General features: G+C 70.4%; 17 protein-coding genes. 10 read left to right on the top strand and 7 right to left on the bottom strand.

The window, feature by feature from the left end:
* Window positions 1–145 precede the first annotated feature (145 nt).
* The gene (locus ACFWDI_RS37175; protein ID WP_385311079.1) at window positions 146–1,954 is read right to left on the bottom strand and encodes an ABC transporter ATP-binding protein; all 1,809 of its coding nucleotides are present in this window, start codon (window positions 1,952–1,954) and stop codon (window positions 146–148) included.
* Between the two features lie 56 nt (window positions 1,955–2,010).
* On the bottom strand, window positions 2,011–3,708 hold the full coding sequence (locus tag ACFWDI_RS37170) for an ABC transporter ATP-binding protein (protein ID WP_385311068.1): 1,698 nt from the start codon (window positions 3,706–3,708) through the stop codon (window positions 2,011–2,013).
* A 220-nt stretch (window positions 3,709–3,928) separates the two neighbouring features.
* On the opposite strand from ACFWDI_RS37170, the gene ACFWDI_RS37165 reads away from it, so the two are divergent.
* The 6 genes from ACFWDI_RS37165 to ACFWDI_RS37140 all read left to right on the top strand — a co-directional run bounded on the left by ACFWDI_RS37165 (window position 3,929) and on the right by ACFWDI_RS37140 (window position 9,532).
* Window positions 3,929–4,999: a FecCD family ABC transporter permease gene (locus ACFWDI_RS37165; RefSeq protein ID WP_385311077.1), complete on the top strand. Its 1,071-nt coding sequence runs from the start codon at window positions 3,929–3,931 to the stop codon at window positions 4,997–4,999.
* Window positions 5,000–5,148: 149 nt separating this feature from the next.
* A complete protein-coding gene (locus ACFWDI_RS37160) occupies window positions 5,149–6,117 on the top strand; it encodes a FecCD family ABC transporter permease (RefSeq protein WP_385311075.1) in 969 nt (322 codons plus the stop codon).
* Complete coding sequence (locus ACFWDI_RS37155) at window positions 6,114–6,959, top strand: ABC transporter ATP-binding protein (RefSeq protein WP_385311066.1); 846 nt, start codon at window positions 6,114–6,116, stop codon at window positions 6,957–6,959. The genes ACFWDI_RS37160 and ACFWDI_RS37155 overlap by 4 nt, the downstream gene beginning before the upstream one ends.
* Window positions 6,960–6,972: 13 nt before the next feature.
* The gene (locus ACFWDI_RS37150) at window positions 6,973–8,550 is read left to right on the top strand and encodes an amidohydrolase (protein WP_385311074.1); all 1,578 of its coding nucleotides are present in this window, start codon (window positions 6,973–6,975) and stop codon (window positions 8,548–8,550) included.
* Window positions 8,547–8,777 (top strand): hypothetical protein, encoded by a 231-nt coding sequence (locus ACFWDI_RS37145; protein WP_385311064.1) that lies wholly within the window; start codon window positions 8,547–8,549, stop codon window positions 8,775–8,777. Before ACFWDI_RS37150 ends, ACFWDI_RS37145 begins: the two co-directional genes overlap by 4 nt.
* Before the next feature lie 230 nt (window positions 8,778–9,007).
* Window positions 9,008–9,532, top strand: a complete 525-nt coding sequence (locus ACFWDI_RS37140; protein WP_385311062.1) for a GNAT family N-acetyltransferase — start codon at window positions 9,008–9,010, stop codon at window positions 9,530–9,532.
* A gap of 67 nt (window positions 9,533–9,599) precedes the next feature.
* Here the strand turns inward: ACFWDI_RS37140 and ACFWDI_RS37135 are convergent, their stop codons facing one another.
* From ACFWDI_RS37135 to ACFWDI_RS37115, 5 genes are all read right to left on the bottom strand, one after another.
* Complete coding sequence (locus ACFWDI_RS37135; protein WP_385311060.1) at window positions 9,600–10,784, bottom strand: acetylornithine transaminase; 1,185 nt, start codon at window positions 10,782–10,784, stop codon at window positions 9,600–9,602.
* The gene (gene argB / locus ACFWDI_RS37130) at window positions 10,781–11,566 is read right to left on the bottom strand and encodes an acetylglutamate kinase (protein ID WP_385311071.1); all 786 of its coding nucleotides are present in this window, start codon (window positions 11,564–11,566) and stop codon (window positions 10,781–10,783) included. Before argB ends, ACFWDI_RS37135 begins: the two co-directional genes overlap by 4 nt.
* Window positions 11,567–11,673: 107 nt before the next feature.
* Window positions 11,674–12,825, bottom strand: a complete 1,152-nt coding sequence (gene argJ, locus ACFWDI_RS37125; RefSeq protein WP_385311058.1) for a bifunctional glutamate N-acetyltransferase/amino-acid acetyltransferase ArgJ — start codon at window positions 12,823–12,825, stop codon at window positions 11,674–11,676.
* Window positions 12,822–13,856, bottom strand: a complete 1,035-nt coding sequence (gene argC, locus ACFWDI_RS37120) for an N-acetyl-gamma-glutamyl-phosphate reductase (RefSeq protein ID WP_385311056.1) — start codon at window positions 13,854–13,856, stop codon at window positions 12,822–12,824. The genes argJ and argC overlap by 4 nt, the downstream gene beginning before the upstream one ends.
* Before the next feature lie 67 nt (window positions 13,857–13,923).
* On the bottom strand, window positions 13,924–14,580 hold the full coding sequence (locus tag ACFWDI_RS37115; protein WP_385311054.1) for an isochorismatase family protein: 657 nt from the start codon (window positions 14,578–14,580) through the stop codon (window positions 13,924–13,926).
* A gap of 436 nt (window positions 14,581–15,016) precedes the next feature.
* Between ACFWDI_RS37115 and ACFWDI_RS37110 the strand changes: the two genes are divergently transcribed.
* The 4 genes from ACFWDI_RS37110 to ACFWDI_RS37095 all read left to right on the top strand — a co-directional run bounded on the left by ACFWDI_RS37110 (window position 15,017) and on the right by ACFWDI_RS37095 (window position 17,976).
* A complete protein-coding gene (locus tag ACFWDI_RS37110; protein WP_385311052.1) occupies window positions 15,017–15,868 on the top strand; it encodes a HipA family kinase in 852 nt (283 codons plus the stop codon).
* The gene (locus ACFWDI_RS37105; protein ID WP_327322141.1) at window positions 15,865–16,248 is read left to right on the top strand and encodes a DUF3037 domain-containing protein; all 384 of its coding nucleotides are present in this window, start codon (window positions 15,865–15,867) and stop codon (window positions 16,246–16,248) included. Before ACFWDI_RS37110 ends, ACFWDI_RS37105 begins: the two co-directional genes overlap by 4 nt.
* Before the next feature lie 187 nt (window positions 16,249–16,435).
* Window positions 16,436–17,197 (top strand): 3-oxoacyl-ACP reductase FabG, encoded by a 762-nt coding sequence (gene fabG / locus ACFWDI_RS37100; protein WP_385311050.1) that lies wholly within the window; start codon window positions 16,436–16,438, stop codon window positions 17,195–17,197.
* Between the two features lie 17 nt (window positions 17,198–17,214).
* Window positions 17,215–17,976 carry an SDR family oxidoreductase gene (locus tag ACFWDI_RS37095; protein WP_385311049.1) on the top strand — a complete coding sequence of 254 codons (762 nt, stop codon included), beginning with the start codon at window positions 17,215–17,217 and terminating at the stop codon, window positions 17,974–17,976.
* The last annotated feature ends 74 nt before the right edge of the window (window positions 17,977–18,050 follow it).

Raw genomic sequence — 18,050 nt, 5'->3', positions numbered from 1 at the left:
GAGGACGTCTCCTCACCGCAGGCGGCGACGTGCGTTTCCCCCACGCGACGGTGTTGGCCGTGCTCGGATCTCGGGCGTCTGCGGTGGGCCTTTCCCCACGGGGGAGATCTCGCCCCCGGGGGCCTCGCATCCTTGGTGGCTGCGGTCAGGCCTCCGCAGCCACCAGCGGCACCGCGTCCCCGGGCTGTTGCCGGGTGTCGGACCACGCGGTCCACAGAGCGGCGTAGCGCCCACCCGCGGCCACCAACTCCTCGTGCGTGCCGGTCTCGACGATCCGGCCCTGGTCGAGGACGACAATGCGGTCCGCGGTCGCGGCCTGGGGCAGCCGGTGGGCCACCATCAGACCTGTTCGCCCTTCCAGTGCCTGAAGGGCAGCTGTCTCCAGGGTGCGGGCGCCCGCGCTTCCGGCGTCCGCGGTTGCCTCGTCCAGGATCGCGACCGGAGGGTCTGCGAGGACGAGGCGGGCCAGGGCCAGGTGCTGGGCCTGGGTCACCGTGAGTCGGTGCCCGCCCTCGCCGACCACCGTGTCGAGCCCGGCGGGCAGCGCCTCAACCCAGGCCAGGGCACCGACCCGGGCGAGCGTGCCGCGCAGCTCCTCGTCGGTGGCCTCCGGCCGGGCCAGCCGCAGATCCTCGGCCAGCGGCCCGGCGAACACATGGACTTCCTGGCTGATCAGCGTCACCGCTCGCCGGATGCCGGCGGGTCCGAGCTCCCGGGCGTCGACACCGCCGAGGGTGATGACACCGTCGGACGGCTGGTGGACGCCGGCGATCAGCTTCGCCAGGGTGGTCTTGCCGGCCCCGCTCGCGCCGACCAGGGCGACCCGTTCCCCGCTGTGCACCTCCAGGTCGACCTCGCGCAGTACGGGGTGACCGGACACGTACGCGTGGCTGAGGGAGGCGACTTTGACGGAACCGTCCACCGGCACGGAGGGCCGATCCGGCTCGCGCTCACCGGGCAGGTTCGTCACGCCGACCAGGCGGGCGAGGCTGGCGCCGGCGGACTGCGCGTCGTCGATGAGGAAGAGCGCGGCGTTGATGGGGTTGAACAGGCTGTGGAAGTAGAGCGCCGCCGCGGTCGCCGTACCGATACTCACGGAACCGTTGTCCACCAGCACGAATCCGGTGACCAGCACCGCCGCCAGACCGACGAACTCGGCGAGGTTGAGCCGCGAGAAGAACCCCGAAACGAGCCGGATGCCGCGCAGCGCGAGGTCGACGGATTCCTGCGACCGTCGCTCCAGCAGATCCGCGTGCCGGCTGTTCAGCCGGAACGCGCGTACGGTCCGGACTCCGCCGAAGCTGTCGAGCAACTGGTGCTGCAAGGCTCCGGTCGCCACCCGGTGCTTGGCATACACGGGGGTGGCGCGCGGCATGTACCACCGCACGGTCAGGACATGGATCGGCATGGCCAGCAGGACGGCGAGCAGGAAGCGCCAGTCCAGCACGGCGAGGCCGACCAGCGTCAGCGCGATGGTCAGGAGGGCACTGCTGAACTCGGGCAGCGCCTGGCGTACCGCCTTCGCTATACGGGTCACATCGCCGGTCACACGGGAGGTCAGATCGCCCGAGCCGGCGTGTTCGACGCGTTCGAGCGGGAGTCGCAGTGCCCGCTCGATGAACCGCTCGCGCAGGCTCGCGAGGACGGTCTCGCCGAGCCGGGCGACGAGGGAGGTGCCGACCGCGGTCGCGACGCCCCGCGCAACCGCCACCGCGAGGAGCAGGACCATCGGCAGCGTCAGCGAGCCGGCACCCCGTTGCTCGACGACCAGGTCGACGATACGGCCGAGCAGCGGGGCGGTCAGCAGACCGATGCCCGTTCCGATGACCAGTACGGTCACCGCCGACACGGCCTGCAGCCGGTGGCGGCGCAGCAACGCGCCGACGACGGCGAGGGTCTGGGCGCCGGTGGCGATCGGCAGGAGCTCGCGATCCGGCGCGCTGGTTCCGCTCATCGTCCGTCCTTCGTCGTTCATGTCATGGGCGTGCGCGCCTTCGTCGGTCACAGCCGTCATGTCAGTACCACCGAGCGGTACGCCTCGTCGGTGGCGACGAGGTCCGGATGGCGGCCGTCAGCGGTCACGGCTCCGTCGTCGAGCACGACCACGCGGTCGGTCACGGCCAGCAGGGCGGGGCTGGTGGTGACCAGGATCGTGGTGCGGCCACGGCGGAGCTCCCTCAGGCGGGCGGCGATCCGGGACTCGGTGACCGTGTCGACGGCAGTGGTCGGGTCGTGGACGACCAGGACCGACTGATCCGCGGCGAGCGCCCGGGCCAGCGCGACCCGCTGACGCTGCCCGCCGGACAGCGAACGCCCGCGCTCGGTGAGCATGGTGTCCACCCCCTGGGGCAGGGCACGCGCGACGTCGTCCGCCGCCGAGGCTGTCAGCGCCGGCTCAACATCCGCCGCACCGCTGTCCGTTCCGGCCAGTACGTTGTCGAGCAGGCTGCTCTCGAACAGGGCCGCGTCGTGATGGGCGACCAGGATCACGCGGCGGACGCCGTCGGGTTCGAGCTCGGCCAGAGATACGCCGTCGAGCTCGATCGCCCCTTCGGCGGGGTCGAGTTCCCTGCCCAGGCAGAGCAGCAGGTCGGCCGCCGCAGCCGGGTCCTTGGCGACGACGCCGACCAGACTTCCGGGGGCGATGTCCAGGTCGACCCCGCGCAGTGCGCCGTGTGTGACGCCGCGCAGCCGGAGCCGTCCGGCGACCTCATCGGGCGGCGCGGCCGATCCCGCCGCCACGGCGGGGGAGGACGCCAGTACCTCCGCAATGCGGTCGGCGGACGCGCGGCCCTGGGCGAATTCGCCATTGACGTAGGTGAGGAGCTGGAACGGGCCGAGCAGGAACTGTGCGAGTCCGACCGCAGCCACCAGGTCGCCGACGCTGATCGCGCCGCGCATCGCCAAATGGGCCCCGACCAGCCCGATGACCGCGATGAAGATCCCCGTCAGGGCGAGGATCGCGCCATCGTGCCAGGCCCGGCTGCGGGCGGCCCGCAGCGCCGCCGCCAGCGAGTCCTGACTGGTCCGCCGGTACCGGGACACCGCGGCCGACTCGGCTCCGATCCCCTTGAGCACCCGTAGACCCGCGACCAGGTCGGCGGCGACGCCGGAGGCGTGCGCGGCGCGCTCCTGCTCGACCTCACTGCGCCGTTCGAGGGGTTGGCTGATCCGGTGACCGAGCCACAGCAGGGGCGGGATTCCGAACAGTACGAGCAGGCCGAGCGGTACCGAGATCCGGAGCAGTACCACCGCGCTGATGGCCAGTCCGGCGAGTGCCGATATCCCGTACGGCAGTGCGGCCGCGACCGCGCCGACCCGGCTGGCGTCGCCGGTGGCGATGGCGGTCAGCTCACCCGGGAGCCGGCCCGCGTCGGCTCCGCCGCCGGGGTGGAGCACCCTGCTGCCGAGGTCGAGCCGCAGTCGGTGCGCGGCTTGTTCGCCGGCCCCGTCGGTGATCCTCGCAGAGGTGCGGTAGCACGTGGACAGAACGAAGAAGAGTGCGGCGAGTACCAGTAGCCGGCGCAGCAGTGCGCCGGAGGACCCGGTCGCCACCGCTTCGTCGATGATCAGGCCGATGACGACGGGAACCATCGCCTCACAACCCTGGTGGGCCATGCCGAGGAGTGATGCCCCGGCGACGTGACGGCGCTGGCCCCCGATCGCCCTCCGGAGGACGTGGCCCCCCGTCGGTCCTCCATCGAGCATGCGGTACCTCCGCGAAGACGGTGGGATAGTTAGGTAAGGCTACTCTAATCAAGGCTCGCGCCGAGGTCCCACGTCGGCCTGTGTGCCGGCCCGGACTGGGCGGGCTGTGGGCGGCGTTGACCCTGCGCCGCGCATTCGGTTAGCCTCACCTAAGTTAATTCCTGTGTGTACGTCATATTTCCTGCGTGAAGAGCGATCTGCCGCCGGGGGGTAGTCCTTGTTGTCGGTCGAGGCCCAGGCGGCATCCAAGAGCAGTGTCGACGGGCCGGCCGCGCCCTCGACGCGCCGGGCCGCAGCGGCGGCACTGCGCGGCCTGGGACTCCTCGTGGCACTCGGCGCGCTCGTCCTGATCGCCCTGCTCGGCGTGTGGTTGGGCACCAAGGACATCCCGTTCACCTCGACGTGGAACGTGCTGTGGCACAACGACGGGTCGGACACCGCGGTCATCATCCACGACTACCGGATACCCCGGACCCTGCTCGGCCTTCTGGTGGGCATGGCGCTGGGACTCTCGGGCGCTCTGATGCAGGCGCTGACCCGCAACCCGCTCGCCGATCCCGGTCTGCTCGGCGTGAGCCTGGGCGCCTCCACCGGCGTGGTCGTGGCCATCGCGTTCCTCGGCGTGGGCTCGGCCCTCGGCTATGTGTGGTTCGCCTTCCTCGGCGCGGCGATCGCGTCCGTCGTGGTCTATCTGCTCGGCTCGTCCGGACGGACACTGGCCACGCCCGACCGGCTGGTCGTCGCGGGGGCGGCGGTGACGGCAGTGCTGTACGCCTTCAACTCGGCGGTGCTGCTGCTCAATCCGCGGGCGTTCGACCAGTTCCGGTTCTGGACGGTGGGTGCGCTCTCCGGCCGGAACCTCGACATCGTGTACGTGATCCTGCCCTTCGTCGTGGTGGGCCTGGTGATCGCCCTCGGGCTGGCCCCCTCGCTGAACGCGCTGGCCATGGGCGACCAGGTGGGACGCGCGCTGGGTGTCAACGTCGGCCGGACCCGGGTGCTCGGCGTCGTCGCGGTGATGCTGCTCTGCGGCGCCGCCACCGCCGCGGCAGGACCGATCGGCTTCGTCGGCCTCGCGGTGCCGCACGTGGCCCGTCTCGTGGTGGGCCTCGACCAGCGGTGGGTGCTGGCGTACTCGATGCTGCTCGCGCCGATTCTGCTGATCGGCGCGGACGTCTTTGGCCGGGTGCTCGGTGCCCCCGGTGAGGTCCAGGTCGGCATCATCACCGCGTTCCTCGGTGCACCGCTGTTCATCGCGCTGTGCCGCCGTCGAAAGCTGGTCATGCTGTGAGCCCTGTACGGGAGGCCGGAACCTCCGCGAGCCATGCCGCCCGTGCGGCCGATTCCGTGGACGCCCAGAAGCCCCGCGTAGTCAGCGGTCGGGTCGTCCGCACCCGGAACGGGCGTCTCTCGCTACGGGTTCACGGCCGTGCCGTGGCTGTGACGGTGGCCCTGCTGGTCGCGCTCACAACGGTCATGGGGATCACCCTCACCACCGGGGATTTCGAGCTGTCGGTCGCCGAGGTGCTCCAGGCGCTGGCCGGCAAGGGCTCGGGAGGCGCCGACTTCATCGTCAACACCCTTCGCATGCCACGACTGCTGACGGCGCTGTGCGTCGGCGCGGCGCTGGCGGTCAGCGGTGCGATCCTGCAGAGCCTGACCGGCAACTCGCTCGGCAGCCCGGACATCATCGGCTTCACGAGCGGGTCGGCGACCGGAGCGCTGGTGGTCATCGTCGTGCTGCGCGGAAGCATGACCCAGATCGCCTTCGGGGCACTGGTCGGCGGGCTGGCCACGGCCGCCGTGATCTACCTGCTGGTGTTCAGCGGCGGCCTGCAGGGGTTCCGGCTCGTCGTCATCGGGATCGGTGTGAGCGCCCTGCTGCTTGCCGTCAACTCGTACCTGATCACCCGGGCGAGCTGGCAGGAGGCGCTGGAGGCGCAGGCGTGGCTGATCGGCAGCCTTGGCAACCGGAGCTGGGACCACGCGTCCGCGGTGGGCATTCCGGTCGCGATCCTGCTCCCCCTCGCCTTCTTCCTCGCTCGCAGACTGTCCATGGTGGAAATGGGCGACGACACGGCGATGGCACTCGGCGTCGACGTGGCGCGCAGCCGACTGGTCCTGCTCGGTATCAGCGTCGCACTGGCCGCGTTCGCCACCGCGGTGACCGGTCCGATCTGGTTCATCGCACTGGCGGCGCCGCAGATCGCCCGGAGGCTGACCCGGTCGTCCGGCCCCGCGCTGGTCCCGGCCGCCCTTATGGGCGCCGTACTGCTGGCCGGGAGCGATCTCGCGGTGCAGCGGATCTTCTCACCCGCTCTCCTCCCGGTGGGTACGGCGACCGGCACCATCGGCGGGTTGTATCTCATCTGGCTGCTGGTCATCGAGTCGCGAAAGAGCCGCGCATGACAGGAACGATCCCCCCGACAGCCCGGCTGCGGGCCGAAGACCTGACGCTCTCCTACGATCAGCGGACCGTGGCCACCTCCCTCGGTGTCGTCATACCCGACCACTCGTTCACGGTGATCGTCGGACCGAACGCCTGCGGCAAGTCCACCCTGCTCAAGGCGTTGGCACGCATGCTCAAACCCAAGGCGGGAGAGGTCTATCTCGACGGGGCCGCCATCTCGTCCTATCGCTCCCGCGAAGTCGCGCGCAGGCTCGGGCTGCTCCCGCAGACGTCGACCGCGCCGGGTGGCATCACGGTGGGAGACCTGGTGGCCCGTGGCCGCTATCCGCACCAGCGGATGCTGAAGCAGTGGTCCGCGGAGGACGAGGCCGCCGTGGCCGAGGCGATGCGGCAGACCGGCGTACTCGAACTCGCCGACCGGCCCGTCGATGACCTCTCCGGCGGCCAGCGGCAACGGGTATGGCTGTCCATGGTGCTGGCGCAGCAGACGAACATCCTCCTGCTGGACGAACCGACCACCTACCTGGACATCGCGCACCAGGTCGAGGTGCTGAACCTGTGCGCCGATCTGCATGAGCACAAGGGGCACACGATCGTCGCCGTGCTGCACGACCTCAACCAGGCCTGCCGCTATGCCAGCCATCTGGTGGTGATGAGGGCCGGCGGCACGGTCGCCGCCGAAGGCGACCCGGCCACGGTCATGACCGCCGAGCTGATCGAGGACGTGTTCGGCCTGCCCTGCCGGATCATCGACGACCCGGAGACCGGCACGCCGCTGATGGTACCCACGGCCCGCAAGCGCCCTGCCATGGCAGGCGACGCCCGTGCAGAAACCCCCTAGGGACGGACTGCCCATGCTCTGTACGAGGCTGACGAACGCTCACATCGTCACCATGGACCCGGACCACCCCGTCGCCCACGACCTGGGCATCTGGCGCGGCCGGATCGTGGGCCTGGACGACGCGGTGACCTCGCTTCCCGCACGCGAGGTGATCGACCTCCAGGGCGCGACCGTGCTGCCCGGCTTCATCGACAGCCATGTGCACCTGGCCTGGACCGGTTTGAGGGCGAGTACCCCGAGCATCGCACCCTGCCGGCGGATCGAGGACGTACTCGCGGTCGTGGAAGAGGCCGTCTCCCGGAAGTGTTCGCCGGGCGCCTGGGTGGACATCGCCGGGTACGACCAGCGGGCCCTGGGGCGCCATCTGACCGCTGCCGAGCTCGACCGGGTCAGCTATGGGCGCAAGGTGTTCCTGATGCACGACTCGGGACACGCCTGCGTGGTCAACAGCGCCGTCCTGGACCTGCTTCCCGCCGACGTCCCACATCAGGACGGCTTTCTCGCCGAGAGCGCGATGACCGCCGCACGACGACTGCGTCTGCCGTACTCCCAGGGGGAGCTCGCGGACGCGATCGAGCGTGCGGCCCGGACCTGTCTCGCGGAGGGGGTGACGGCCTGCGCCGAGGCGGGCATCGGCGGCGGCCTGCTGGGCCACAGCCCGGTCGAGCTCGGGGCCTATCAACTCCTCAGGGACCAGGGCCGGCTGCCCCTGCGGGTGCAGCTCATGGCGGCAGCGGACACGCTGCGCCCCGTCGCCTCGCACGACGCCGACGGCATACCCCGCGCCCTCGACCTCGGCCTGCGCACGGGGTTCGGCGACGACTGGCTCTCCATGGGCGCGCTCAAGATCTACACCGACGGCGGCATGATGGCCCGTACCGCCGCGCTCAGCAGTCCGTACCACGGGATGGACCAGACCGGACAGTTCCAGGACGACCCGGAGCGCATCGCGGACACCATCGTGGACGGCCATCTCGCCGGATGGCAGCTCGCCGTCCACGCCATCGGGGACCGCGCCGCCGACCTCGCACTGGACGCTCTGGAGCGGGCACAGCACATCCGGCCGCGCCCGGACGCACGGCACCGCATCGAACACGCCGGCCTGATCCGGCCCGACCAGCTCCCCCGCTTCGCGCGACTCGGCGCGATCGCGGTGATCCAGCCGAACTTTCTGCGCTACTTCGGCGACGACTACGCGTCGATCATGGGCGAGGACAGAGCCCCGTGGCTGTACCGGGGCAAGGGATTCCTGGACCACGGCATCACGCTGGTGGGCAGTTCCGACCGTCCCGTCACGGACGGCTCGCCGCTGCGGGCCATCCAGTTCATGGTCGAGCGTGCCTCCGAGTCGGGCCAGGTGATCGGCCCGGACGAGGGCATCACGGTCGACGACGCCCTGCGCTCCTACACCGTCGGCGGAGCCTTCGCCTGCCACTGGGACGACAGCGCGGGCAGTCTCGCCCCGGGAAAGCGCGCCGATCTGGTGGTGCTGGGAGATGACCCACGGCGCGTCAGCACCTCGCACATCGGTGACATCGAAGTGGTCGCGGCGTTCGTCGACGGCCGCGAGAGCGAGAAGGCCGCACTGTGAGTACGAAGGCGGACGGCGTCGAGCGCTACGCCCACCTGTGGCAGGCATCCTCGTACCCGTATCAGTGGGCCATCTGGAACACCGCCGGAGAAAGCATGGTCTTCGACAGGGAGATCAACTGCCCGGTGTACATCGACGACGAGGCGACCTTGCGTGAGGTCCTGCACAGAATGCGTGAGGCAGGAGTACCGGAGAGCGACGACTATCCGGGTCGGCCTTGCGCGTAGGCCGGTTCTGGCCGCCTGACTCTGTTCCACGTGCGTGTGGGTCAGACCGTCACGGAGATGTCGAGCCTGGCCGGTCCGACAGCGATCGTGACGCACCCGCAAGGAGGGTGGGGCGTACTCGTTTTGGCAGGAGGCTTAGGTAAGGCTAACCTTAGTCGGTCTGTTGTTCCCGGGTGCCGCGGTGGCCGAGCCGCCCTCCGTGCACGGTGGGACCGAAGGAAGGGAATCCCTTGATCACGGCCACCCCGCGCCTCGGCACAGTGCCGTCACGTACCACCCTGCCTGCCCCGCTCCGTGTACGGTCCGCGCGCCGCGGGGATGCCGCCGCCCTCGCGGCACTGTCCCGGCCGTTCGTACGCTCGGGAGCGCTGCGTGAGCGATCCCTTTCCCTCTACGCTTCGGACGCGACCGACTTCCTGGTGGTGGAGGCCCACGGCGGAACCCTCGACGGCTGTCTGGGACTGCGTGTTCACCCCGCCGATCCGGCCCGCGGCCGCGGGCCCACGGGCGTTCTGTACAACTTTTGCGTCTCGCCGCGCAGGCAGGGCTGTGGGGTGGGAGCTCAGCTCCTGCGCGCGGCGCTGGCCCAAGCGACCGCCCAATCGCTGTATGCCCTGTTCACCGCGACGACCGGTGGTGGCGACCTGTTCATCCGGTTCGGCTTCGCGCCCGCCTCTGCGGGTCTCGCGCCGGCGGCCTGGGCGAACTCCCTGGACCCCCGTCGTAATTCGCGGGTTTTTGCCCGCATGCTCTGACCGCGCCGTGGCCCGGCGGGCCGGTCCGGAAACCTGCGTCCGGACCAGCTCGCCGACCGATGCGCTCTCAGGCGTCGAGGATGCCCGGCAGCGCCGCGATCAGCTCGTCCACCTGCGTCGCGCGTACCGTCAGCGCCGGAGCCAGCCGCACCGTCGTGGGGCCGGTGGCATTGACGAGGAAGCCGGCGTCCTGCGCCGCCTTCTGTACGCGTGGTGCGACCGGTTCGGTGAGGACAACGCCGAGCAGCAGCCCCGCGCCCCGGACATGGCTCACCAGGGGATGCTTCAGACCCTCGACGCCGCACCGCAACCGCTCGCCCACGCGCGCGACATGGGCGAGGAGCCCCTCGGTCTCGATGGTCTCCAGTACGGCGACCCCGGCCGCGCAGGCCACCGGGTTGCCGCCGAAGGTCGAGCCGTGCTGACCCGGTGTCAGCAGGTCGGCCGCCGCGCCGAACGCCACCGTGGCGCCGATCGGCAGCCCCCCGCCCAGCCCCTTGGCCAGCGTCACCACATCCGGGTCCGCGCCCTCCACTGCCTGATGTGCGAACCAGCGACCGGTGCGACCGATCCCGGTCTGGACCTCGTCCAGTACGAGCAGCGTGCCGGTGGCCCGGGTGATTTCACGGGCCGCGCGCAGATACCCCTCGGGTGCCGGGAGCACACCGGCCTCACCCTGCACCGGCTCGATGAAGACGGCCGCCGTCTCCTCCGTGACCGCCGCCCGCAGCATCGCCGCGTCACCGAACGGCACATGGGACACCTCGCCCGGCAGCGGCAGGAACGATCCACGTTTCGCGGGCTGCCCCGTGAGGGCAAGCACGCCCATGGTGCGGCCGTGGAAGCCGCCCTGAGTCGCGAGCAGACGCGGCCGCCCCGTCCGTCGGGCGATCTTGAACGCCGCCTCGACCGCTTCCGTCCCGGAGTTCGAGAAGAACACCCGTCCCGGCCTTCCCACCAGCCGCAACAGCCGTTCGGCCAGCGCGACCGGAGGCTCGGAGACGTACAGATTGGAGACGTGACCCAGCCGGGCGATCTGGTCGCTCACTGCCGACACCACGCTGGGGTGGGCGTGCCCCAGTGTGTTCACGGCGATCCCGCCGGTGAAATCGAGGTACGCGCGCCCGGATTCGTCCCATACGGTGCTGCCCTCGCCCCTGACCAGAGCCAGCGGCGGAGTGCCGTAGTTGTCCATCATCACGGCACCCCAGCGATCCGTGAGAACTGGGCGGTCCGCTGTCTCGGCGGTCATGCGTCGCTTTCCTCGTCCGGAACCACGGTGGTGCCGGAGTGGTCGTCGCCGGTGAAGACCCCCCGCAGCAGCGTGTGCGGCACCCGGCCGTCCAGCACGTGTGCCATGGGTACGCCCGCCCGAACGGCCTGCAGGCATCCCTCCATCTTGGGGAGCATCCCGCCCGCCAGCTCCGGCAACATCTTCTCCAGCTCATCCGCCGTCAGGCGGTCGATCACCTCGGTGCTGTGCGGCCAGTTCGCGTACAGCCCCTCGACATCGGTGAGCATCAGCAGCTTCTCTGCGTCGAGCGCCACCGCCATGGCCGCCGCCGCGAGATCGGCGTTGACGTTGTAGACCTCGCCGTCCGCACCCCGAGCAACGGGGGAGACCACCGGGATACGGCCCTGCTCCAGCAGCGCCCCCACGGTGTGCGGGTTCACCTCGACGATGTCGCCGACCAGCCCGATGTCCACCGGCTCGCCGTCCACCCAGGCCGGCCGCCGCACGGCCGTCATGGTGTGCGCGTCCTCGCCCGACATCCCCACCGCGAACGGCCCATGGCTGTTGATGAGTCCGACCAGCTCCCGCTGGACCTGACCCGTCAGCACCATCCGGACCACGTCCATGATTTCCGGAGTGGTCACCCGCAGGCCCGCCTCGAAGCGGACCTCCAGGTCGAGCCGGCCCAGCAGCGCACTGATCTGCGGCCCGCCGCCGTGTACGACGACAGGGCGCAGCCCGGCGTGCCACAGCGCCACCACGTCCTGGGCGAAGGTCCGCTTCAGGTCCTCGTCCACCATGGCGTTGCCGCCGAACTTGATCACGACCGTCCGGCCCCGGAACTCCTCCAGCGCGTGGGGCGCGACGCGTGGCTTCACCTGTGCTGCGGCCTCTGCCGCGACCCCGCTCACGAGCTGTACGCGCTGTTCTCGTGGACGTACTCGGCGGTGAGGTCATTGGTCCAGATCACCGCTGATGCGTCGCCGGAGCGCAGATCGATCGTGATCGTGATCCGACGCCCCGACAGGTTGACCTTGTCGCGGGACTCGCCCGCCGCGCCGTCCCGGCACACCCAGACGCCGTTGATGGCCACATCCAGGCGGTCGGGGTCGAACACGGCGGACGTCGTACCGATCGCCGACAGCACCCGGCCCCAGTTCGGGTCCTCCCCGTGCAGCGCGCACTTGAGCAGATTGTTCCTGGCCACGGACCGGCCCACCGTCACGGCGTCCCCCTCCGACGCCGCGCCGATGACCTCCACCTCGATCTCCTTGGAGGCGCCCTCCGCGTCCGCGACCAACTGCCGTGCCAGATCCAGGCATACGCTGTGCACCGCCTCGGCGAAGGCGTCCGGATCGGGCGCGACCCCGGAGGCGCCCGACGCGAGCAGCAGCACGGTGTCGTTGGTGGACATGCAGCCGTCCGAGTCCACCCGGTCGAATGTGGTACGGACCGCCTCCCGCAGCGCGGAGTCGAGCGCCGCCCCGGTCACATCGGCGTCCGTCGTGAGCACCACGAGCATGGTGGCCAGCCCGGGCGCGAGCATGCCGGCGCCCTTCGCCATACCGCCCACCGTCCAGCCCGGTCCGGCGACCACCGCCGTCTTGTGCACCGAATCCGTCGTCCTGATCGCGACGGCCGCCTCCACGCCCCGATCGGGCGACAACCGCCCGGCGGCAGCGTCAATTCCCGCCATGACCCGGTCCATCGGCAGCGGGACGCCGATGAGTCCGGTGGAACACACCGCGATCTCGTCCGGACCCACCCCCACGGCCCGCGCTGTGTGTTCGGCCATCACCCGCGTGTCCTCGGCGCCCGCAGGCCCCGTACACGCGTTGGCCCCACCGGAGTTCAGGACGACCCCGGAGATCCGGCCGTCGGCCAGCACCCGCCGGGACCAGCGGACCGGAGCGGCCTGGACCCGGTTGGAGGTGAACACCCCGGCAGCCGCGCGCGACGGACCTCGGTTCACCACCAGGGCCAGGTCGGGATCACCGGACTCCTTGATCCCGGCGGCCACACCGCTCGCGAGGAATCCCTGTGCAGCAGTCACGGTCACGGAGCCACTCCATTCGTCGGCAGGCCCAGCTCTTCCGGCAGGCCGAGGGCGACATTCATGCTCTGCACCGCGCCGCCCGCGGTGCCCTTCGTAAGGTTGTCGATCGCGCTCACGGAGATCAGACGACCGGTCCGCTCGTCCACCGCCACCTGTACCTGCGTGGTGTTGGAGCCGAGTACGGCGGCGGTCGACGGCCACTGCCCGGACGGCAGCAGCCGGACGAACGGCTCGTCGGCGTAGGCGGCTTCGTACGCCGCCCGCACCTCGCGGGTACCGGCGCCGGCTCCCGGACGCAGGCGCGCCGAGCAGGTGGCGAGGATGCCTCGGGCCATCGGTGCCAGCGTCGGCGTGAACGACACGGCCACCCGCTCGCCCGCAACTCGCGACAGGTTCTGCGTCAGCTCCGGTGTGTGCCGGTGGCCGCCGCCGACTCCGTACGGGCTCATCGAGCCCATCACTTCGGAGCCGAGCAGATGGGGTTTGGCCGCGCGGCCCGCTCCCGAGGCTCCGCTCGCCGCGACGATCACCGCCTCCGGCTCCACGAGGCTCGCGGCGAAGGCCGGGTACAGCGCCAGGGTCACCGCGGTCGGATAGCAGCCGGGTACGGCAACCCGGGTCGCGCCCTTCAGCTCTTCTCGCGCCCCCGGGAGTTCGGGCAGTCCGTAAGGCCAGGTGCCGGCATGAGCGGAGCCGTAGAACCGCTCCCAGTCGACCGGGTCGCGCAGCCGGAAGTCCGCGCCGCAGTCCACGATCAGCCTTTCGGCCCCCAACTGATCCGCGAGCGCCGCCGACTGGCCGTGTGGCAGGGCCAGGAAGACCACGTCGTGCCCGCCGAGCGACGCGGCCGAGGTCTCCACGAGTACCCGGTCCGCGAGCGCGGCCAGGTGCGGCTGTACCTCTCCGAGCGTGCGGCCCGCGCTGCTGTGCGCGGCCACCGCCCCGATCTCCACGCCGGGATGTGACACCAGCAGACGCAGGATCTCTCCTCCTGCGTAGCCGCTCGCTCCGGCCACCGCGACCCGTACCGTCATGTTCTCCGTCTCTCCTCGTGCCTGCTCGACGCCTGGCCGATTCCCGGCCGTGAATTCTGATGCACCGTCATGCGCCGTGTGTCGCCCTGCCGATCAGGAGGTCGCGCAGCAGTCCGTCGGTGGTGGACACCACGCCACTGCGCGAGGCCCACCGCAGCGCCATGGCGTGTTCCTCGGCGGAGATGTCGGCCACCGCGTCGGCGACGACGAAGGGCTGTATGTCGTTCATGCAGGCATCCGCCGCCGTCAGCAGGACGCCGAGATGCGCGTACACACCACAGACGATCAGCTGGTCGCGGCCCGTGGATCGCAGCAATCGGCCGAGATGGCTGCGGAGAAAGGCGTTGTGGCGCACGTTGGCCAGCAGATGTTCGCCGGACCGGGGAGTCAGCGCCGGGACGATCGCGGCGGCGTCGGGCTCCGGGCCGATTCCCGGACCCCAGATGTCGCTCAGCAGTCCGCGTTGGTCGGGAGGCTGCGCAGCCGGTTCGGCGCTGAAGACGACCGGCATGCCGAGCGTGCCCGCGAGTTCGCGCAGGGCGGCGATGTTGTCGACGAGCTCCACCACGGGGGAGCGTCCCGCCGGAAACGCCCGGACGAAGTGGTTCTGCATGTCATGGACCAACAGTGCGGCCCGTGCCGGATCGATCGTCCAGGGAACGCACGAGGGAGGGATCGCGGAGCGGTCGGGCATGGGATAGGAGCCGATGACCGGCAAGCCCATGGGCAATCTCCTCCCTGATGACATGTGCGCCTGGTCGGGGCCACGGGCGCGCGTCGCCTCGGTGCCGTGCGAACCCCTGAATCGGGGGCCTGGCGTGGGCAGGGCGCGGCGGCCCAGGCAGGACTCCACCCACCCCGATCAAGCACTTAGCTTAGCCTAACCTAAGCATCTGTTGGGCTGGCCTCGACTGCCCGGTCGAGCCGCGCACCAGTAACCCGGCGCGCACAACCAGGCGTTCGGTCGTGCTGCGTGATCCTCGAGGGAACGCTGCTGGGGGGGCCAGCCATCGAACGTCCGTTGGGTGGCGGGAGAGTGAATTCGGAGTCAAACTCCCCGGATTCTCCCCCCTGTTCATCCCGGGTTCTGGTGGAGGAGTGGGCTTCGGTCCGCACCGTTGCCCGTGAAGACCGGGCGCTGGACCCGATAACCTGGGAAAATGCTCACGGAAGTCACCGCGACCCGCTACGTCACACCCCTACGGGAGGGCGGATCGCTGCCTGGAATTGTCGAGGCCGACGATTTGGGCACCTACGTCATGAAGTTCACCGGCGCGGGACAGGGCCGCAAGACGCTGGTCGCCGAGGTCATCTGCGGACAGCTGGGGCGTCGGCTCGGGCTGCGGGTGCCCGAACTGGTCAGCATCCAGCTGGACCCGGTCATCGGTCTCGGCGAGCCCGACCAGGAGGTGCAGGAGCTGTTGAAGGCGAGCGGCGGGCTGAACCTCGGGATGGACTTCCTGCCCGGTTCGCTCGGGTTCGATCCGCTCGCCTACGAGGTGGACGCGGCCGAGGCCGGCAGAGTCGTCTGGTTCGACGCGCTGATCAACAACGTCGACCGCTCCTGGCGCAATCCCAACATGCTGGTGTGGCACGGCGACCTGTGGCTCATCGACCACGGCGCCACCATGATCTGGCATCACAACTGGCCGGGTGCCCAGGCCTCCGCCGCCAAGCCGTACGACGCCTCGGACCATGCCCTCGCTCCCTTCCGCCCCGATATCGCGTCGGCCGCCGCCGAGCTCGCTCCGCTCGTCACCGAGGAGCTGCTGACCGAGGTCGCCGCCGACGTCCCCGACGAGTGGCTGGTCGACGAGCCGGGCTTCGAGTCCACCGATGAGGTGCGCCGTGCCTATGTCGAGGCGCTGCTGCCGCGCGCCGCGACGATCCACACGCGCATCAGCCTGGATGCTCCGACCAAGGACAGGCCCTCGCAGGCCCCGGGCTGGCTGACCGATCACCTCACGCCGTGGCCGCACGCCACCAAGCAGGACCGGGGCGGCGTCAAGTGAGTGAGCGCGATGTCTTCGAGTACGCACTGCTGCGCGTGGTGCCGCGCGTCGAGCGCGGCGAATGCTTCAACGCGGGTGTGGTGGTCTACTGCCGTGCCAAGTCCTTCGTGGCCGCCCGTACCCATCTGGACGAGGTGAAACTCAAGGCGCTGGACCCCCGCGCCGATGTCACCGGAGTGCGTGCCGCGCTGCACGCCGTCGAGGGCGTCTGCCGCGGCGGCGAGGACGCGGGCCAGGCCGCGCGCGACGATGCCGGACGCCGCTTCCGGTGGCTGATCGCACCGCGCTCCACCGTCGTACAGCCGGGCCCGGTCCACACCGGACTCACAGCCGATCCAGAGGCCGAGGTGGAGCGGCTGCTCGACCTGCTGGTGCGCTGACGGTGCGCCAGTGGTGTGCTGAGGGACGGCTCGCCAGGATGTGACATGCGCCGTTGGCCCCCGGTGCCGTTGACACCGCGTGCCAGGGCTTCTAGCGTCTCGACTGCTGAAGGTACTAAGCGGTCGCTCAGCGACCGAGAGCCGACGGCAGAGGGTTTCCAGAGTTTCCAGGGCGAGGAGAACCAGCATGTCCACCACCGAGCAGCGCGTCGCCGTCGTGACCGGGGGCGCGCGCGGGATTGGCGCCGCCACCGCGGTACGGCTGGCGGCGGAAGGCCGCGCTGTAGCCGTGCTCGACCTCGACGAGGCGGCCTGCAAGGACACCGTCGAGAAGATCACCGCGGCGGGCGGCAAGGCCCTCGCGGTCGGCTGCGACGTGTCCGACAGCGCGCAGGTGGAGGCCGCCGTGGCGCGCGTCGCCGCCGAGCTCGGCGCGCCCACGATCCTCGTCAACAACGCGGGGGTGCTGCGCGACAACCTGCTCTTCAAGATGAGCGAGTCCGACTGGGACATCGTGATGAACGTGCACCTCAAGGGCGCGTTCCTGATGGCCAAGGCCTGCCAGAAGCACATGGTGGACGCCGGATTCGGCCGTATCGTCTCGCTCTCCTCCAGCTCGGCGCTCGGCAACCGCGGCCAGGCCAACTACTCCGCCGTCAAGGCCGGTCTGCAGGGCCTCACCAAGACCCTCGCCAAGGAGCTCGGCAAGTTCGGCATCACCGCCAACGCCGTCGCCCCCGGATTCATCGTCACCGAGATGACGGCCCAGACGGCCGCCCGCATCGGCATGGGCTTCGAGGAGTTCCAGGCCGCCGCCGCCACCCAGATCCCGGTCCAGCGCGTCGGCTGGCCCGAGGACATCGCCAACGCCATCGCCTTCTTCACGGGCGAGGAGGCCGGCTTTGTCTCCGGCCAGGTCATGTACGTGGCCGGCGGACCGCTCAACTGAATCGGGAGACGACGAACATGACCGCAGAGGTACAGGACAGCGGAAAGGTCGCCCTGATCACGGGCGCGAGCCGCGGTATCGGTTACGGCATCGCGGAGGCGCTCGTCGCCCGCGGCGACCGGGTGTGCATCACCGGCCGCGGTGAGGATGCGCTCAAGGAGGCCGTGGAGCAGCTCGGCTCGGACCGGGTGATCGCCGTCGCGGGCAAGGCTCATGACGAGGCCCACCAGGCGGCCGCCGTCGCGCGCACCATGGAGGCGTTCGGCCGCGTCGACTTCCTGGTCAACAACGCCGGCACGAATCCGGTCTTCGGCCCGATCGCCGAGCTCGACCTGAATGTGGCGCGCAAGGTCTTCGAGACCAATGTGATCTCGGCGCTCGGATTCGCGCAGCAGACCTGGAAGGCCTGGCAGAAGGAGAACGGCGGTGCGATCGTGAACATCGCCTCGGTCGCCGGCATCTCCGCCTCGCCCTTCATCGGCGCGTACGGCATGAGCAAGGCGGCCATGGTCAATCTGACCCTGCAGCTCGCGCACGAGTTCGCCCCGGTCGTACGGGTCAACGCGATCGCACCCGCAGTGATCAAGACCAAGTTCGCCCAGGCGCTCTACGAGGGCCGTGAGGCGGAGGCGGCCGCGGCCTACCCGCTGGGCCGGCTCGGAGTGCCGGAGGACATCGGCGGAGCGGCCGCTTTCCTCACCTCCGACCAGTCGGACTGGATTACAGGGCAGACACTGGTGGTCGATGGAGGTATCTTCCTGAATGCCGGTGTGCACTAACGCGCACAGAGGCGCACTGAGACGGTTTGTTCCTGATTGAGCCAAGTGCCCCGCCGGGCCACCAGGTTGATCCG

The sequence above is a fragment of the Streptomyces sp. NPDC060064 genome, assembly GCF_042736455.1.
In the GTDB taxonomy this organism is placed as follows: Bacteria; Actinomycetota; Actinomycetes; order Streptomycetales; family Streptomycetaceae; genus Streptomyces.
Note: the sequence above shows the minus strand (reverse complement) of the source record. Positions and strands in the feature narration are given on the sequence as shown.